The organism is Limosilactobacillus sp. (genome assembly GCF_041859915.1).
Lineage (GTDB): Bacteria > Bacillota > Bacilli > Lactobacillales > Lactobacillaceae > Limosilactobacillus.
Genome location: NZ_JBFLGB010000013.1, coordinates 1 through 16,585 on the forward strand (window position 1 = coordinate 1; position 16,585 = coordinate 16,585).

The 16,585-nt window shown below is 38.0% G+C and carries 11 protein-coding genes and 2 pseudogenes; 9 read left to right on the forward strand and 4 right to left on the reverse strand.

Annotation, left to right across the window (positions count from 1 at the left end; genetic code table 11):
* Positions 1–213, forward strand: a pseudogene (locus tag ACEYV4_RS03260) (ATP-binding cassette domain-containing protein); the annotation flags it as partial.
* A 334-nt stretch (positions 214–547) separates the two neighbouring features.
* Positions 548–880, forward strand: coding sequence for a hypothetical protein (locus tag ACEYV4_RS03265; RefSeq protein WP_373842007.1), 333 nt, complete (start codon positions 548–550; stop codon positions 878–880).
* 66 nt (positions 881–946) lie between these two features.
* Here the strand turns inward: ACEYV4_RS03265 and ACEYV4_RS03270 are convergent.
* Together ACEYV4_RS03270 and ACEYV4_RS03275 are read right to left on the reverse strand one after the other, a co-directional pair.
* A pseudogene (locus ACEYV4_RS03270) lies at positions 947–2,182 on the reverse strand (ISL3 family transposase).
* Between the two features lie 442 nt (positions 2,183–2,624).
* Positions 2,625–3,149, reverse strand: coding sequence for a hypothetical protein (locus ACEYV4_RS03275; RefSeq protein WP_373842008.1), 525 nt, complete (start codon positions 3,147–3,149; stop codon positions 2,625–2,627).
* A 416-nt stretch (positions 3,150–3,565) separates the two neighbouring features.
* Here ACEYV4_RS03275 and ACEYV4_RS03280 point away from each other — a divergent pair, with 416 nt between their 5' ends.
* From ACEYV4_RS03280 to ACEYV4_RS03300, 5 genes are all read left to right on the forward strand, one after another.
* Positions 3,566–5,074 (forward strand): UvrD-helicase domain-containing protein, encoded by a 1,509-nt coding sequence (locus tag ACEYV4_RS03280; RefSeq protein ID WP_373842009.1) that lies wholly within the window; start codon positions 3,566–3,568, stop codon positions 5,072–5,074.
* Between the two features lie 2 nt (positions 5,075–5,076).
* A complete protein-coding gene (locus ACEYV4_RS03285; RefSeq protein ID WP_373842010.1) occupies positions 5,077–5,712 on the forward strand; it encodes a DarT ssDNA thymidine ADP-ribosyltransferase family protein in 636 nt (211 codons plus the stop codon).
* Positions 5,712–6,434, forward strand: a complete 723-nt coding sequence (locus ACEYV4_RS03290) for a hypothetical protein (protein ID WP_373842011.1) — start codon at positions 5,712–5,714, stop codon at positions 6,432–6,434. Before ACEYV4_RS03285 ends, ACEYV4_RS03290 begins: the two co-directional genes overlap by 1 nt.
* Before the next feature lie 319 nt (positions 6,435–6,753).
* Positions 6,754–10,683, forward strand: a complete 3,930-nt coding sequence (locus ACEYV4_RS03295; RefSeq protein WP_373842012.1) for an AAA domain-containing protein — start codon at positions 6,754–6,756, stop codon at positions 10,681–10,683.
* Between the two features lie 384 nt (positions 10,684–11,067).
* A complete protein-coding gene (locus tag ACEYV4_RS03300; RefSeq protein ID WP_373842013.1) occupies positions 11,068–11,541 on the forward strand; it encodes a hypothetical protein in 474 nt (157 codons plus the stop codon).
* 297 nt (positions 11,542–11,838) lie between these two features.
* Here ACEYV4_RS03300 and ACEYV4_RS03305 read toward each other — a convergent pair whose 3' ends face one another.
* A complete protein-coding gene (locus tag ACEYV4_RS03305) occupies positions 11,839–14,724 on the reverse strand; it encodes a YfhO family protein (protein ID WP_373842014.1) in 2,886 nt (961 codons plus the stop codon).
* An 83-nt stretch (positions 14,725–14,807) separates the two neighbouring features.
* Positions 14,808–15,620: an ion channel gene (locus tag ACEYV4_RS03310; RefSeq protein WP_373842015.1), complete on the reverse strand. Its 813-nt coding sequence runs from the start codon at positions 15,618–15,620 to the stop codon at positions 14,808–14,810.
* Positions 15,621–15,748: 128 nt separating this feature from the next.
* Here ACEYV4_RS03310 and ACEYV4_RS03315 point away from each other — a divergent pair, with 128 nt between their 5' ends.
* Positions 15,749–16,261 (forward strand): hypothetical protein, encoded by a 513-nt coding sequence (locus ACEYV4_RS03315; RefSeq protein WP_373842016.1) that lies wholly within the window; start codon positions 15,749–15,751, stop codon positions 16,259–16,261.
* Between the two features lie 46 nt (positions 16,262–16,307).
* The gene (locus ACEYV4_RS03320) at positions 16,308–16,574 is read left to right on the forward strand and encodes a hypothetical protein (protein WP_373842017.1); all 267 of its coding nucleotides are present in this window, start codon (positions 16,308–16,310) and stop codon (positions 16,572–16,574) included.
* The last annotated feature ends 11 nt before the right edge of the window (positions 16,575–16,585 follow it).

Consider the following 16,585-nt stretch of genomic DNA (forward strand, 5'->3'; position numbering starts at 1 on the left):
GGAAAATCCACTTTTCTGCGTTCTTTAAACAGAATGAATGACAAGGTAGCTACGGTTAAGGGCAATATTATTTTCCATGGCTTGGATGTAAATAAGCCCAACATCAATGTTTATGAGTTGCGTAAAAATATTGGGATGGTATTTCAAAAACCTAATCCATTTCCAAAGTCAATTCGAGCAAATATTACTTACGCTTTAAAAGCTGATGGACAAAAAGGTAGTGTATACACTGGTGTTGGTTTCGGCTACGTTAAGACATTTATCGAATTGTTTTATTCGTTAAATGTCTTTTTTGATAGCACAAATAAGCCATCACAAGATAGCCATTTCAGATTAGTTTAAGCTAGGTAGCTGGAATACCAGTGTAATATCCTAAATACTACTTCGCGTTCCCAGAAGCTCGATCATTTATGACCGAGTAGTTCACCATATTGGTAACACTAATGCTTCACACGCTTTACGTTGTATTGGCCTAGTAAACAATGCTAAAAAAATTACGTTAGCTTTTACTGGTGGTTTTCCTGTCACAGAATGTAAATCAAGTGAGTTGTCAAATGCTAAAGAAATTAACTATAATGAAATTCCCACTATCTTTAATACCATTGAAGATAACAATACTAAGAGAGTTTTATTGAATAAACAAGCTGTAATAGATTTTGTTTGTGCCTTAGGTACAGAATACTTTGGACAAATGATTTTCAAAAAAGATATAATAAAATCGTGGGTTTCTTTAGTTAGTGGTAAGTTTACTGATTGGGAACGTCCTTTTGGTACAGCAGATTTAAAAAGAAGATCATCAAGAGTAAGTGCTATTATTCAAACCAATGCTAAACTAAATGTTGAGGGTCTTATTAATAGAACTACAAAATTGATAAATTAGTTTGGCTATATGTCAACTGGTATTGATGCAGCCTTATACTCCTCACTTAAATGTGAGGAGCTTTTTTTATGCAAATAAGCAATCAATTCTTAAAAAGAAAAATGTTTGATTAGCGAATCCATAACAGATTCGTTTAAGAGCCTTAATTTTGCGGTTAATTCCTTCAAGTGGACCATTAGAATACCGGTATTTGGTACTATTAATGACATAGCGTAAATTTTTCTTTAGTGTACTTATACTGGTATCCATTGCGGTATTCGTGACCTGATATTGCTTTATTGATTCACGTAGTAAATCACTGTCGTGATCATGCAGGGCACCAGTAATATTCTGATAGGTCTCATAGACTTTTCTGAACTGGGGGAATTTGTTAATAACGAGGTCAACGGCATTTTGTTTGGTCATATATTCGTTGATTCCACGAAGATAAACAGGCTTTTCAGGATGCAGTTCATTTGCCTTTTGATGGAATAATTTCCATTGTGATTTGAGAATACGATATTCTCGGCAATGTTTGTCTAATGTTTTAAGCAAGCTAATACGACAATTATCTAGGGCACGACCGAGTAACTGAACAATATGAAAACGATCAATAATAATTTTAGCATTAGGAAAGAGCCGGTAAATGAAACTCTGATATTGAGCATTAAGGTCAATGACAACCGACTTAACCTAAGCACGTTCCTGTTTAGAATAGCGATTCTCAAAGTAATCAATGATGGATGGTGAAAGCCGGTCTTGAAGCTTAACGACTAATTGATGGGTTTCACTATCACAACAGATAAAGGACATGGCAGACTTAACAGAACGAAATTCATCAAAGCAGAGGTGTTGAGGTAATTTAGCCATTCAATAATGCGGCTGAACCCGTTCAATGATGGTGCGGCGAACACTACTGGGTGAACAATGACAGAGCATCGCAATGGTCTTTCCAGTTAATCCTTCTTTCGCTAATTGCATGATTTGGTTTTTAAGGTTTCGAGAAAGAGTCTGATTGTCGCGGGTTAATTTAGTAGTGGCACCGAAGGTGGTGTGGCAATTAGTACAAAGAAAGCGTTGTTTCCACAATTCCATTTCGGAGCGTATACCATTCAAGCTAGCTAAACGTACATGAGTTTGACGGTAACCATTCTTGACGACATTTGGGAAGCCACAGTTAGCACAATGAGTAACTGGATACGAAAGACGAGCTTTAATGAGTTTACGGTGTTCATTGCCTAGCCAATCATCATTAACGCTTAAAACTTTAATATTAGGGTCTTTAATTCCAAGGAGACTTAGGATAAAATTATTTTGGGATATTTGGATAACCTTCTTTCATGATTTTTGTGGTGAATTGATTGTACAACGAAGGGACAACAAATGTCTCTTTTTTATGTAAAAAAACTGGCATTGACTTTCATCAATACCAGATAGTGTAGACCCATTAGTTTGTAAGCACCTCATAACAATACGACTATGTTTGATCAACAAAACCTCCTATACTGAAATTATCAGTAAGGAGGTTTTTGTTTATGGAGGGCAAAACATGGAATTGTTTCGATAAAATTTACTACTAAAGCGGCACTTGATTTGAAAAAAACGACTATGTGTCAACTAGTATTGATGCATGTTTATGCAACATTTGGGTAACATGCATTAATATCAGTGACACATAGCCTAAAATATCTATTAGTACTGAATGTCATAGAATTAATAAATCTTGATTCTATAATTTTAAATATCTGGTAAAAAATTAATATCTTTACCATGAGGAATCGTGAAACTCGCCATTGCGAACATATCCAGAATGTCCATACTGATCTTTTGTTTCACCTGTACGTGCATTAATATCAGCCCAAGTGTAACCTCCATGACCATCACTAACTCTTTGAGAGTATATATGGTCATGTGGCTTAGAAGGCCTTCCTATATTGTGGAAACTAGTAGGGTTAATATATGTTGTATTTCTTGAAGTTTTATTCTTACCAAGAGAAGACATCAAGCTACAAATACGAAAGATTATACTCATACAAAGTAAACCCTTGGGTGAAAATAAACTCTTAATTAAATCATAAATAAGAAGTATTCCAATTATTCCAACAATAATATTAAAGATCCAGCTAATTGCCATGGCGGCAAATGAAAATAATAATTTAAAAATCCATTCTGCAAGTTTAAAAATAACGAAGAGAATAAAAAGAAATATTCCAAGTGTTATCGTATTAGCTATAATTTTGATCCAAGTACTTTCTTTTTTTCTTGAATTACTTCCGTTATTATTTTCCATGGTTATTATCCTTTCAATAACAAACCTTAAATAAGTCCTGTCAGTAAATTCAAGTGGGTATCAAATTACTATATATTTATTGTACAACTTAATCATAACATTTATATTGGTTTTTTTAACGTTAACCTTTTAGATTTAATGAAAAGTTGATTTGTTAAATCACTGAAAAGTTAAGATTTATTTAGATAGTTAAAGTAAAAGTATAACTAATTGTTATGCTTTTTAATTTATCTTTGATTTCTTTACTTGAATATCTTTAAGATGGTATTTTTGGCTATTTAGTTTATTAATTTTTTAGAAGTAAAAGAAAAATAATTAAAAAATCTGGTAACGTTTAGTGATTTTATAACTGCTTGATAGTTATATAATAAAAATGGCTAAGTAAGAGGAGAATACAAAAGTGGAGGGAGTTAATTATGCAAATAACTTTACCACGTTTAGTCGGCGAACAATGTCGGATTCTTTATTTACCGGAAAACGCTAATCAAGTAGTCTTAGGGGTAGCTGGCAGCGGCAAGTCGGTAGAAGCAGCTTATCGGGCCGTTTGGATTAGTATTGGTCATCCTAATGATAAAATCTTGGTATTATCTGTTAATCGGGACGTTAATATTCAATTAAAAAAGATGATTGATAGTTACAATCATAATGCAAACATTGAAGTTAGCACGGTTTATTCTTATTTTAAAAAGCTTATGAATAAATATTATCCTCAAAATGGATATTTTCGACAATGTCGACGAGATTATCTTGAAAAAAAGGAAAAATCGGTTGATGATAACCAGGTTGAATTAGTGGCCCTTACTAGGGATGAAGAAGAAGAATGCTTGGAGAATGTAATTACAAACACTCAGAAGCAATATCCTGATAGTACACTTTGGAATAAAAATAATGTGACTGGCTTTATTAAGGACGAAATAAAATGGATGAAAGAGAATAATGTCCGTCACCGTCCAGAATATCTGAATATTAAACGAATTGGTCGAGGTAATCAGCGGCTCTCTCCTCAGCAGCGTCAAATTATGTTCAACATTTACCGTGATTATTATAAACAGGTGGTTAAGGAAACAGGAAAAGTATTTGACTTTGATGATATTTACTATTTTGTAAAAAAGTACTGTGTAACTAATATTCCGGAACAAAAACGCCCTAAATATATTATCATTGATGAAGTCCAGGACATTTCACCGGTAATGTTTGATGGCTTACAAGCAATCATTGCACCAGACGGATACTGGACAGTTTTTGGTGATACTTCTCAGAATATTTTTGGTCAAAGAATTTCGTGGCAAAGTTTAGGCCTTAGTAATATTCGTAAACAGTACCGCCTTCATCGTAATTATCGTAATACAAAGCAAATTGGCGCCCTTGCTAAATCAATTCTTGATACAGATCTTTTTTCAGTTGCCAGAAATGACCAAACATTTATTGAACCATCATTGTCAGCATTTTGTGGTTCTTTGCCTCTGCTTTGGCATATACGAGCTGGGCATTTGGCTCCACTGAAGCAATTTTTAAATAAACATTTAAATAGTAGTACAGCAGTGGTAGCAATGAGTTTTCAAAGTGAAGGGGAAGTAGAAGAGATTCTCAAGAAGTTAAAAATTCCTTTTGAAACAAATATTGAAAAATGGGATGATCAAGATAAACAACATGTTTTTCTAGGTACGATTAACCAGATTAAGGGTTTGGAGTTTGACAGTGTAGCTGTTTTGTTTATTGATGATCTTCAACCACGACTTAGTGATGATGCTAATGAGAATGGGCATTTAGCAATTGATTTAGCGGATGATGATAAAGCTATTATTGCTAAAACAGTCTATGTAGCGATGACACGAGCTCGTAAGAATCTCTTGTTGGCCTATCGCAATAATCCATTGTCATTTTTATTTCATGATGATCAATTGATTCAGAAAGTAAGTGACTGATAATGAATGGATATTTAAATGAAATTCGCAAACGACACATTACTCGTTTGTGCCATTTTACTAAATCAAGCAATTTACCCTTTATTTTAGGAGATGGTAGATTTGAACGTAATGGCATTTTGTCCACAGCTCAGATTCGGCAGTCATCATATTTGGAAGAATTAGATAAAAAAAGATTAGATGGTCATTTAGACTATGTTTGCTGTTCAGTTCAGCATCCTAATGATCGTTATTTTAAAAGTCGACAATGGCAGGAAAGATCGGATCTTTTTAATCAGTGGGCTGTTTTGTATATTGATCCTTCTGTAATTGGTGATACTTCACTATTTTCACCAGTAAATGCAGCTACAGCTCGTGGAGCCAATATTCATGGTGGCTTGTCAGCATTTCAAGCGTTATTTGCTTCACCTGTTCACTATCTTCGTCGTGGACATGATAATATTGAAGAACGTGATCCTTCATTGCCTAATAATTATCCGACTGATCCGCAAGCTGAAGTGATGATTAAAGATAAAATCCCAGTAGAGCAGATTATTGGAGTTGCTTTTCCAGCTAGAACCTTTGAAGTTGAAAAGCAAAGGTTGGAGTTTTGCTTGGATGATATCAATATTAATATTGAAAAATTGGAGGATAATTAATGGCTAAACGACCCGTCTTTTTTGTAGACAAAGATAACTATTTTCGACAAGAGAATGTTGATTTTAAATGGTACCCAGGTTTTGCTAAATCACAAAAGTTGAAGTCTATTCATTCGCTACACCAAGCTTTTTTAAAACATCATCCTAAAAGTAAAATGCTTGAGATTTCTTCTGCCTCTCCTAATTTGATAGGTGTTCAAACAAGTGCTTTTAATTTAAAAGTACGGACGACACATGGTGAGTATACTGTTGAACAGCTTTTTCAAGCGGGGAAAGTTTTCAAAGAACATGGTAACCAAGAAGAATTGTTGCGATTATCGTCTAATCAGGCTAGGCGACAGATTAAGGCAATTAATCAAAATGATCAATTAGTCTCTTTTAAGGGTTTTAAAGATTATTTTCCCTTAGAACCTAAAACATATTTTTACAATTGGATTTATATTTGTGGGTTACATCAACATAAGGATATTGCTCAAAAGATTGCTCAATACAACGCTTTTACTGATATCTATTTTAATCCTGTAAAATCCTTTAATTGTCAGGCACAGAGCTGTAGTATTTATGTTTCACTTTTACGACGGGGTCTCTTAGACGAAGCCTTAAAAAATAAGCGAAGGTTTTTAGAAATAGTATATGGTTACACTTCTCAACAAGCCAAAAACAATAAAGTGCAAATCCCAAAGCATATTCAGCATAATAGACAGTTAGGCTTGTTCAAATAAGAAGCGAGAAGTTTACTAATAAATGATTATTGATTATTAAAAATGGAAAAATTGTGCGTAGTGTTATATTCTGACTAATAATGTTCAGGATTATTCTATTAACGATACCAATGTAATCAGTATCTATGAATTGAAGCGTTCATATATAGTTAAGCAATTCAATATAAAAGAGAACCAATATTATTATGAGATCTGTCTAATAAGCAGGAAAATTATTGATAATGAGCAATTGCCTTTATAATTTGCCATTTTTCTAAGTTATGGTAAATGTGATATTAGTTAATAAATATGGCAATTAAAAAGTGAAGGGAATCTTAATATGCGTAGTCGAGAATTAAATAATATTATAAAAGCTTGGTGGTGGGCAGAACGTTTTAATAGTGGCAATCTTCCGAGTCAGACTCCATGGCGCTCAACTGATGAACCACCGAAGCCAGGTGGTCAAGGCTCGGTGGCCTTTTTAGGTGTTTATAATAAGACTAAACTTCAACAACGAATTAGTACCGAAGTATTTAAGAGGCAGGAGGAATACCAAGACAAAGACCAGTATGGTTATAGCGTAGCAATTTTCTTGGACAAAAGCTTAAAATACACGAACATTAAAGTCCCATACGCAACTTACCTGATGTATACTCTGCGTAAGAAAGATTTAAACCTGCTTCATGATGACGAGGGTTACCAAAATTTTACTTCACAGTTAACCCAACTGGTTGAAGAAGCTTTGAGGAAGACTCAGGGCAGCCGTATTATTAAGCAATTATTACAGCTTGATAAGACGATTAGCGATAAGCTTGGATTACAGCTTGAGTATGAACGCCGTTTTGGCAAAGTTGAAGGATTGTGGAATTACAGACGGACTCCACATCTGCTTGGTAGTTTTTATACTGATGATCTTGATACAGTTTTAAAGGCATCCAATGACGATCCTTTAGTCAGTGCTTATCTGAAGGGAACCGCTCATCAAGAGATTGATCAACAGTGGGAACAGTTAATCCAAGCTGTTAGCATAAATAATCTCCCTTTAGGTAAGTGGCCAAGTCCTGTTGAATTTGGCAGTTCATTAATGCAACAGTTCGCCATTAATAACCTGACTGGTCATTTATCTTTGACAGATGATACTCAGGCTTATATTCGAACAGTAAATGGCCCTCCAGGCACTGGGAAAACAACTTTGCTTAAAGATGTTTTTGCTGATCTAATGGTTCAGCAGGCAACTCAATTAGCTGCTTTAGAAACACCAGCGAATGGTTACGATAGTTCACAACCTATACAAATAAATAATTATTATCATAGTCTATTTAAATTAACTCATGAGCTGCAAGGGTATGGAATTGTAGTTACTAGTAACAATAACTCAGCCGTTGAAAATATTTCTAAGGATTTTCCATTAGTTGATGAAATTCAAGAACATGCTCAAAAAGATGCACCTAATGACTTTCAGGACCAGCTTAATAAAGTTGACTTCTTCCGAGACTTAGCTGATAAAATTTTAAATGCAGACATAAAGAAGGAGCAAACTCCCGAAAAACCATGGGGAACTTTTGCCGTGCCGATGGGTAGTTACCATAATATTCATCAAGTACTTGGTCTTGGTAAAGAACTTCACTCTTATTTGGTTCAAAATACTACAACCAAACAGGCTTGGCAGCAAGCAGTTCAAAGCTTTAACAATCAGTACGATTATGTTAAGAACCTTAAAAAGAAATTAATTAAAAAGATTCATTTAGAGCAATGGATGACCTTATCTAACAAACAAAAGCAATTAACTGTACCATATCTGATTAATGCGACTGATGATCATCAAAACCAGTTGAATCGGCAATTGCGTCAAGCCCGTGCTCAGCTTTTCATTCAAGCAATGAATTTGCGAAAATTATTTATTTGCTATCCAGTTCCTAATCGAAGTGGACGAACAAAATTCCCAATTCTTGAAGCTTATACTATTTTTGCTCAAAGTAATCGATTGGATGATGATGCGGCTGTAGTAACGGCTTTTAATGATCTTCAGTTACTTTTCCCAGTAATTAGTAGTACTCTCGCTAGTTTTCACCGGATGTTTGCTAAGTTTGATGAAGATAGTTTGGATTATGTGTTTATGGATGAAGCTGGTCAGGCAACTCCTTTGTCAGCAATTGGTGCTTTATGGCGGGCTAAGCGCTTTGTAGCTTTAGGTGATCCTGCTCAAATTAAGCCAGTGGTGACAACTGATTCTGGCTTTTTGCAATTCATTGGTCGTGAGTGTAAAGTATCATATCGATGCTATTTGGATCCAAATCAATCAGTTCAAGGGTTGGCTGATCAAGCCAATTATTATGGGCATCAGGAAGAGGCAGGTAATCCTTGGATTGGAATGCCACTTTGGGTTCATCGACGCTGCCTTGATCCAATGTTCATAATTTCTAACACAATTTCTTATCATGGCCATATGGTAATGGGGACTACTCGTTCTTTAAAAGATCATTGGTCTTCAGGTTGGATTGAGTCCACTGGTTCAGCAAAGAATAAATTTGTGGTGGATAATGCGCAAAAATTGGTAAGTCATATTCAACAACGTTTAAATAATCCATCTTTAAATAAAATTACTATTGATGATATTTATGTAATTTCACCATTTACTGCAGTGGTTCGTGGGCTTCAGAAGTATCTCCATCGTAATTTAAAAGTTAATTGGCGCTGGCTTCATCAACACGTTGGTACTGTTCATACCTTTCAGGGTAAGGAAGCTAAAGTGGTTTACTTCGTTGTTGGTACTGATCGGAGTAGTGATAGTGCAGCTGACTGGTCTTGTGCTCAACCTAACTTAATTAATGTGGCTGTTACTAGGGCTAAGAAGGAACTTTATGTAATTGGTGATGGTCAACGATTGAAGCATAAGAACTATTATCATGAGATGTATAACATTCTTACTCAGATTCAACCAAATGACACACAACATCAATTGACAACATCAGATGATTCCCCTAAAAAGTTAGTAATGCGTTATTATAAATTAGTTCAAGCAGTGCTAGGTGGATATCAAGAACAGGTTAACCATTTACAAATGGAATTAACTGATCAATTAAAGAATTTCAGTGGTACTGACTTTTTAAAATTAGAAAATCAGTCACAGGCAGCACAAGATTATCAACAGAAATTATGTGAACGTAATCAAAAACTGACCAATTACATTGAAAGTCACCATTATGAAAAGGAATTGATTCGTAAACATGATCGTCGGAAAAATGAATGTGAAGAGCTTCGTGGCCTTTGTTATTGGGGGAACCTGGTCTATCTTTATCGGAAAGCACTAAAAAAATTGTTAACATATGATGAAAGAGGCCGTCATTTACCACATAATATCTATCCTTATGGTAAGGAGATTGCTCAACATATCAATGAAAGCAAGCCTAACTATTTAACGAGTAATAATAAACAGGCTTTAAATACTATCCTGGGGGGAATTAAGGATGAACAAGCCTGGAAAAAAGAAATGGAACAATTTTATCAAGATGCCAGAAATACTTTGAAAGGAATGATTGGAGAACATTTAGTTGCTAATGTGGTGAAGGCTTATGGTAGTAATCATGTTATTACTTCAATCAACCTACCTTTTAGGTACCGTGATGGTCGGCAAAGAGATAATCAGATTGATTGTGTTGTAGTTAATGTTCACGGGATTTTTATTTTGGAGGTTAAAAATTTTCAAGCTGATACAATTACAATTGATAAGAAAGGTTACATTGTAACGCAAAATGAGAAGCATACCTATAAGAATCAAAACATTGGTCATCAAGGACAGTGGCATTACAATGCAGTACTTAGGGCATTGAAAGCTAACCCAGCACTTAATTACCACATGGGATATTTGAGGAAGCAGATCCATGTTCTTTATATTTCCGCTAATCCACGGACAAAGATTATGAAACGGCAGCCTGGCGTTAAGAATTATTACCAATTTCTAAATCTTGACGGTTTGCAAAATTATATTAGTAAATCTAATGGAAATTTGCGGCCAGATATTATTCAGAAAGTTGTTAACGCGCTTGTTGATCAACAAGGTGGGGAACGTGCCTATAAACACTTTTGCTTGCCAGATAAGCCTGACGACCGTGCTAATCATGCCTGGCGACAATATACGACGATGCGAAAACTATTACGGTTGAAGCTCGATGACCTTGTGCAGCAACGAGATCCAGATATTCTGAATGAATTACAAGATGTTGGTTTGCAAGCTGATAATGGGTATGTCGTTCAAATCCAGCACAAGTAGTATGATAAACTTATCATCGCTGATTAGATTGAATGAGTAAGTAAAAAGTTTGCGTTAATTGTATCAGTTACGTATTGTAGCTCTGCTGTTATTGTATTGTTAATTTCCCAGGAAGTAGATGAAAGACTTGAAAACAACACTACACATATTAGCCATATACCTTTTAAACATAATTAATTTACTTGTAGGATGTCAAAATGTTTATAGCGATTTTAACTAATATTAAGTTGATAAATTAACTAAAATAGTTCATACTAAATATAAATATATTAAAAGTCCAACCTAATTTTTCATTTCATTATGGGAAAGGGGATAGTGTATCCTTATGAGGTTGGGCTTTTTCCTTTTTCCATAATTTAACACCTAAATCATGGAGGAAAGATCATGAAAAATAAATTAGCATATATTGAATTGACAATGGAAAATGTAGAATATTGGAATATTCCGGCTAAAGATATTAAACGTTTAACGGTTGACAACCTGCAACAATCGCTTAATTTGAATAGTGATGGTGAAATTGAAAAAGCATATACTTGTAAAACGATTATAATAACTTTTGATTATCAGGCAATCAATAAACTAAAAACATTTGCCTTGGATTGTAATGGCAGGAACCTGGGCCTTGGTGATCGTCTAAAACGTTGTCGAGACATTACTCATGTAATCCTTTATTATGAGGATGATCATTCAATAGATATTGAGGTTCCATGGAATTTCCGGAGTGATACTACTAACTTGAATATGTATGCAACAATTAACAAGCAAGACTCGTTTGAGGGTTGTGATGAAGAGGTAGTTCTAATTTCTAGTGATCAAGATTTCTTGTCAAATGAAAGCTATTATATGGGAGTAAGGTGATAACTGAAGTCATAATATTATTCTGCGTTAATTGCTATTTGAATCAGCATGGATGTGTCGTTCAAATCTAGCAAAAGTAGTATAATAAACTTATCATCATTTCGAGGATGGGGATGGATTGAATGAATAAGAAGAAAATCTTGCACCAACTTTGGGAATTGTGTCAGTTATGTATTGCAGCGCTGTTACTTTACTATATCGTCAGTTTCTTAGATATGCTGATTAAATAATTTCCCGGGAAATAATGAAGGCTCACTATTTGCTAGTCTTAGCAAATGGTGAGCCTTTTAGTTATCTTTAGTCACGATATCGATGAATCAATAGAGTAATTAGACCAGTTATTGCTATCCAGGCCAGGCCAAGCAAGGAAAGCAATGCTCCCTGCTTTAACCCTGGTGTTTGGTAGGTAAAGTGAACCGTGTGGTGGCCACGTGGCAACCAAACACCCAGGAAGGCTTGATTAGTCCGCACCGTTTTAGCGGAGTGTCCATTGATCGTGACCCGCCAACCGGTCGAGTAAGGAATCGATGAAGTTAAAATTCCGGCTCGAGGGGTTGTAATCTGTCCACTAACTTGGTTACGTCTAAAGGTCAACCCTTTTAAGGCATGTCGTTGAATTGTCCGTACTTGGTGGGTATAGGAACCACCAAGCTTTTCAGCCACGACTCGATATCTTAACTCATAATTACCGAGCTTCGAGGGCTTGAAACCAAGCTTTTGTGGCAGGTTGCCGCTGTAATAGCCGATGTTAAGGGTATCGTTAGTGATGTGTCGAAAGAGGGAGAGCACGTTTTGCTTGGCCTGAATGACACTAGCCGTACCAAACCGACTCGTATAGTTCAAATTATATGAGATGTCCGGTGAACCATTAAGAACATGGTAGCGCCAATAGCGATACTTGTTGAAACGCTGGTTGAAGACCGCCCCAGGATGATTATTCATGGCCTGACGGTGCCGCATATCATACTTAATTTGTTTCTTCATTGTGAAGGGCGTGTACTTAATCTTGCTAAATTCGATGTGGAGTTCACTACCTTGGACCCGTTGGCGGAAGGCCTTACTTTGCATTTGTGGGAACTGGAGCTGGTAGCTTTCATCACTGTCGGTATATTTAAGATGGTGGGGATTAATCTGGTTGAAACGGTTAGAAACCAGGATGCTCTTGATCGAAATAACCTTTATCAAGGAGGCAGCCTTCATCCCCGTCGTTGGACCATCAACCAAGACGCCACTGGCTAAAGCACGTTCTTTATCGGTCGGCGACAACCGCTGATAGCGGGTATGACTGATGTAGTGGTCTTGCCAATAGAGTAGCGGAAAGGCATTGTTAGTCTTGTAACGTTGGGTCTGAATAGGGATCAACTGATTCTTATTGGTGGCATCGCTAGGCTGACCAACGTCATAATTAATGATTGGTTGGCTGGCCTGATCGAGAAAGTACCCAGCCGGTAGCTTACTGGCATTGAGACCATTACTCTGGACAAAGAGGTAACGAACCCCGAAGAAGTTGTTCATGATGGTTCGGTCGTCAGCCTGACGAATCGGAATGTTGGCTTGGTACTGATTATTTTGGAGGCTGGTATTGAACTGGCCGAGGTATTTATTTTGTAGGGAGTAATAAGAATCAATATTGTGAAGCCCCGAGGTCAGGTCATTATCGAGGTTGGGCCCATCGATGATTTGATTTTGACTAATCGTCGAAATTCGGTAGGCCGGAGTACGGCTGAGTCCTTGGTCGAGTCCCCCGTACCGGTTTGCGGTAATGGATTGGTATTCGCCCCGGCTGAGCATCTGGTCAGAGAAGTCTCCCTGGTAGGGGAAGGCGGCATAGATTGCGTTGAAACCGGCATTTAACAGGACAATTGCGAGTAACCAACGGTCCGGGAAACGCGTCTTGTGAAAATTAACTAGCCAGAGAGTCATCAGTGACAAGATTAAGAAGAGTACCGGCATGAAAATGTCGCCATTGTTGGAAAAATAGAAGGTTACAATCAGGATGGCTAGGTAGATGATGGTGGCAATATTGAGGATCCAAAGGGTGTGACGATCAAAGTGAGGAGCATTTTGCACGAACACGCAGACGGCCATTGCTAATGGCAGGTAGACCAAAAGTGTCCAACGGTTAGAGGCCGACATCATGCCGTTAAAAAAGGCGCCGACAGCCGGGATTAGCAGCATTACTAAAGATAGTCCCAGGCTAATTGTCATCAATGGATAGCGCCGCGGTCTGGAGTAGACGTAGACAAGGGCTAAAAAGCCAATTGAAACGACGCCCAAAGCTGTCCAGTACATGAAGTACCATTGACCACCGTTGATTAACTGCTTCGGTAAGAAAAGGTAGTAGTAGAGTGGGTAGGCTTTGAGGCCGTTGGCAAACTGAGCCCCGGTCCGGGTGGAATTCATAATCGCTATGATTTCGGGGACTAACATGACAGCGGCAACTAAGAGACTGGTGATTGTCGCAAAGAATAATTTAGCCAAAACACGCCAATAATTTAACTTGGTTCGGTACCTGGTGGCTACCCGGAGTATTAGATAGGCCAAAGCCCCGATCCCAAGGACAAATGCCAGATAGTAATTGCTAATGAGCATCCAAATGAAGACCCCGGTTAGCGGCCAGGCTGACCCGCCTTGTAAGATTCGTTCGATCTGAACGACAATTAATGGAAAAATAATGAAAGGAGTAGTGAAAAAGGGCTGGGCCACGTTGGCGTAAAGGAGAAAGGCGTTGACGGTGTAGGTGACGGTTCCAATTAGGATTACCGAATGGCGGAAACGAAAGTGCTGGGCAAAGTAAACGAAGGCCAGTCCAACACAGTACAACCTGAGCATCCCGATTACTTGGTAGGCTAAGGTCATTTTGGCGGCTGGAAAGAGGAGGGCTAGGTAGGCAAAAACGTCACCGATGGTGTAGTAAGAATAAACCTGGAAAGTATCGGTTCCCAGTCCCATTTGCCAGGACCAGAAGCTTAATTGTCCCGGATGGTGGAAGAAGTGAATCAGTGCCTGTCGATACTTAATCAGTAATGGTAGGTGTTGGTTGAGGGCATCCTTGCTGAGGATGAAGGTATGCCCAGTCGCCAGGTAGGTACCAAAAATGCAGATGGCCAGGAACACAAACATCAGGCTGTATTCAAGGTATAGTCGTCTGAGCCCTGAGCGGTGGTGAAATGAAAAATCCATGGTAACTCCTTTTTCTTAAACCTAAGATTGTTTTAATTTGAATGATTAATTAAAAACTCCGGCCAACAAATACGGCTAATCGTTTATCTGTTGGGATGGTGATGATTATATTTTTCGGTAGTGAGCATTTCTCTGATCTCATCGAGTTCCGCCTTTAACGCTTGATTTTCTTTTTCTAGGCGGTCAAGTTGCTGGGCGTGGTGTTTTCGATCTGCGACGAGCCGTGTCAGTAACTGACCGAACAAGTTAAGCTTTCGGGCCGTTTTCTCTTCGTCTTCTTTGGCAAAGTATTCGGTGATTGTGCTGGTCAGCATCCCAATAAAACCGATTCCCAGCAGCATTAGGATGATCGCGGCTCCACGGCCAATTCCGGTCTTAGGGACCACATCCCCATAGCCAATGGTCGTCGCCGTAGTGATTGCCCACCAGAGGGCGTTACCAAATGAGACTCGTTCCGAGATACAAAACATCGCTGCCGCCACTAGAATGACGGCAATACTAATGTAAAGGTAATAAAGTAAGTCGCTGCGCTTGAAAAAACTAGCCAGTCGACCGGTTAAACCTACCAAGCGGAGAAGACGCAGTAATTTAAGGAGACGAAAGGTCCGGCCAATTTGGGCGATCCGAAAAAAGGCAAAGAGGCTGCTGGCCGGGATGATCGAGAGTAGGTCGAAAATATTATGAGTAAAAAATTGCTTCTTATTCTGAGCACGAATAAAGCGAACGAGGTAATCAATCGTGAAAAGGGCCCAGATACCGTTATCGATTAGACTGTAAGGATACGCATCAATATTTAGGTCACCAGCATAGTAGGCTAGTAGCATGAAGATGACAATGACCGCCAGAATTGCAATAAGTACCTGGTAGGTGATGTAAATAAGCTTATGGTTCTCCACGATGACGACCCCGCATCCTTAAAAAAACTTTCGTTATTATAGTATAATCAGGTTAAGAGAAATAGACAATCACGAATAGTGAAGCATTTCTTCGCTATTTTGGTGATTAAAGAGGGAATGATAATAAGATGCTCAATAAGAGTGATTTACAACTAATTGAATCGGAATTGATTGCGATGGAGGAGCCCTACTTGGGAACTTTAGCTAATGATATCCATACCGAGAAATCAACACTGCTGGATGTTCACCGTGGTAATACCTTTGTGACCAGCCTTAGTCTGAGCGTCCTCCAACGGATTCATGCCTACTTTGAAGACTATCCACCCTTTAATAGTGCTACTGGGGAAGTCCTTGATGATCTGAACCAGTTGCGGCTTAGCTGTGACTACCGACGGGTCCGTGAACTATTGCAGCAAGAAATTGCCGAATATAATTTTTATCACGATAATGAATTGGATGCCTATAGTCCCATTTGGATTGAGCGGGACAGTCAAACGCGGCCAGGTGAAGGCTATCGTGCAATTGTTAATTTTTACCTGCCGGCCCTCGGTGGGATACCGCAGAGTGAGACGACCCTTTATTCAACCCTCGTGGGGGACGTGATGACCGAGATGGCAATCATGGGCTGGCAATTTGATTAACCGACTTGCTGGAAAGAATTATAATTAAATTAAAGGGGATGATGGTATGAATAAGGTATTCATGACTGGTTATTATCAGGGAGTAGTTGAGGTTGCACCGGCGGCCCTTTCCGCAGCGAAGGTAGAAGAACTGGCGGTGACGATGACTATTCAGCATTTGCGTCACGCCGGGGTAGCCATTACCACTATTCATGATTTCCTAGTGGACGAGATTCATGCTAATGAACGGGTCGTCAACCGCTACATTGGTGATAATGCAGACCAACTCGAAACTGCTCAAGCACAGATCTTAGCCGGGGCTTTTAACAATTAAAGATTATAAAG

Excerpts from the sequence above, each read along its gene's own strand:
- ACEYV4_RS03290 (WP_373842011.1), top strand. The coding sequence starts at position 5,712 with ATGGCTAAACGACCCGTCTTTTTTGTAGACAAAGATAACTATTTTCGA.
- ACEYV4_RS03275 (WP_373842008.1), bottom strand. The coding sequence starts at position 3,149 with ATGGAAAATAATAACGGAAGTAATTCAAGAAAAAAAGAAAGTACTTGG.
- ACEYV4_RS03285 (WP_373842010.1), top strand. The coding sequence starts at position 5,077 with ATGAATGGATATTTAAATGAAATTCGCAAACGACACATTACTCGTTTG.
- ACEYV4_RS03280 (WP_373842009.1), top strand. The coding sequence starts at position 3,566 with ATGCAAATAACTTTACCACGTTTAGTCGGCGAACAATGTCGGATTCTT.
- ACEYV4_RS03320 (WP_373842017.1), top strand. The coding sequence starts at position 16,308 with ATGAATAAGGTATTCATGACTGGTTATTATCAGGGAGTAGTTGAGGTT.
- ACEYV4_RS03315 (WP_373842016.1), top strand. The coding sequence starts at position 15,749 with ATGCTCAATAAGAGTGATTTACAACTAATTGAATCGGAATTGATTGCG.
- ACEYV4_RS03300 (WP_373842013.1), top strand. The coding sequence starts at position 11,068 with ATGAAAAATAAATTAGCATATATTGAATTGACAATGGAAAATGTAGAA.
- ACEYV4_RS03305 (WP_373842014.1), bottom strand. The coding sequence starts at position 14,724 with ATGGATTTTTCATTTCACCACCGCTCAGGGCTCAGACGACTATACCTT.
- ACEYV4_RS03295 (WP_373842012.1), top strand. The coding sequence starts at position 6,754 with ATGCGTAGTCGAGAATTAAATAATATTATAAAAGCTTGGTGGTGGGCA.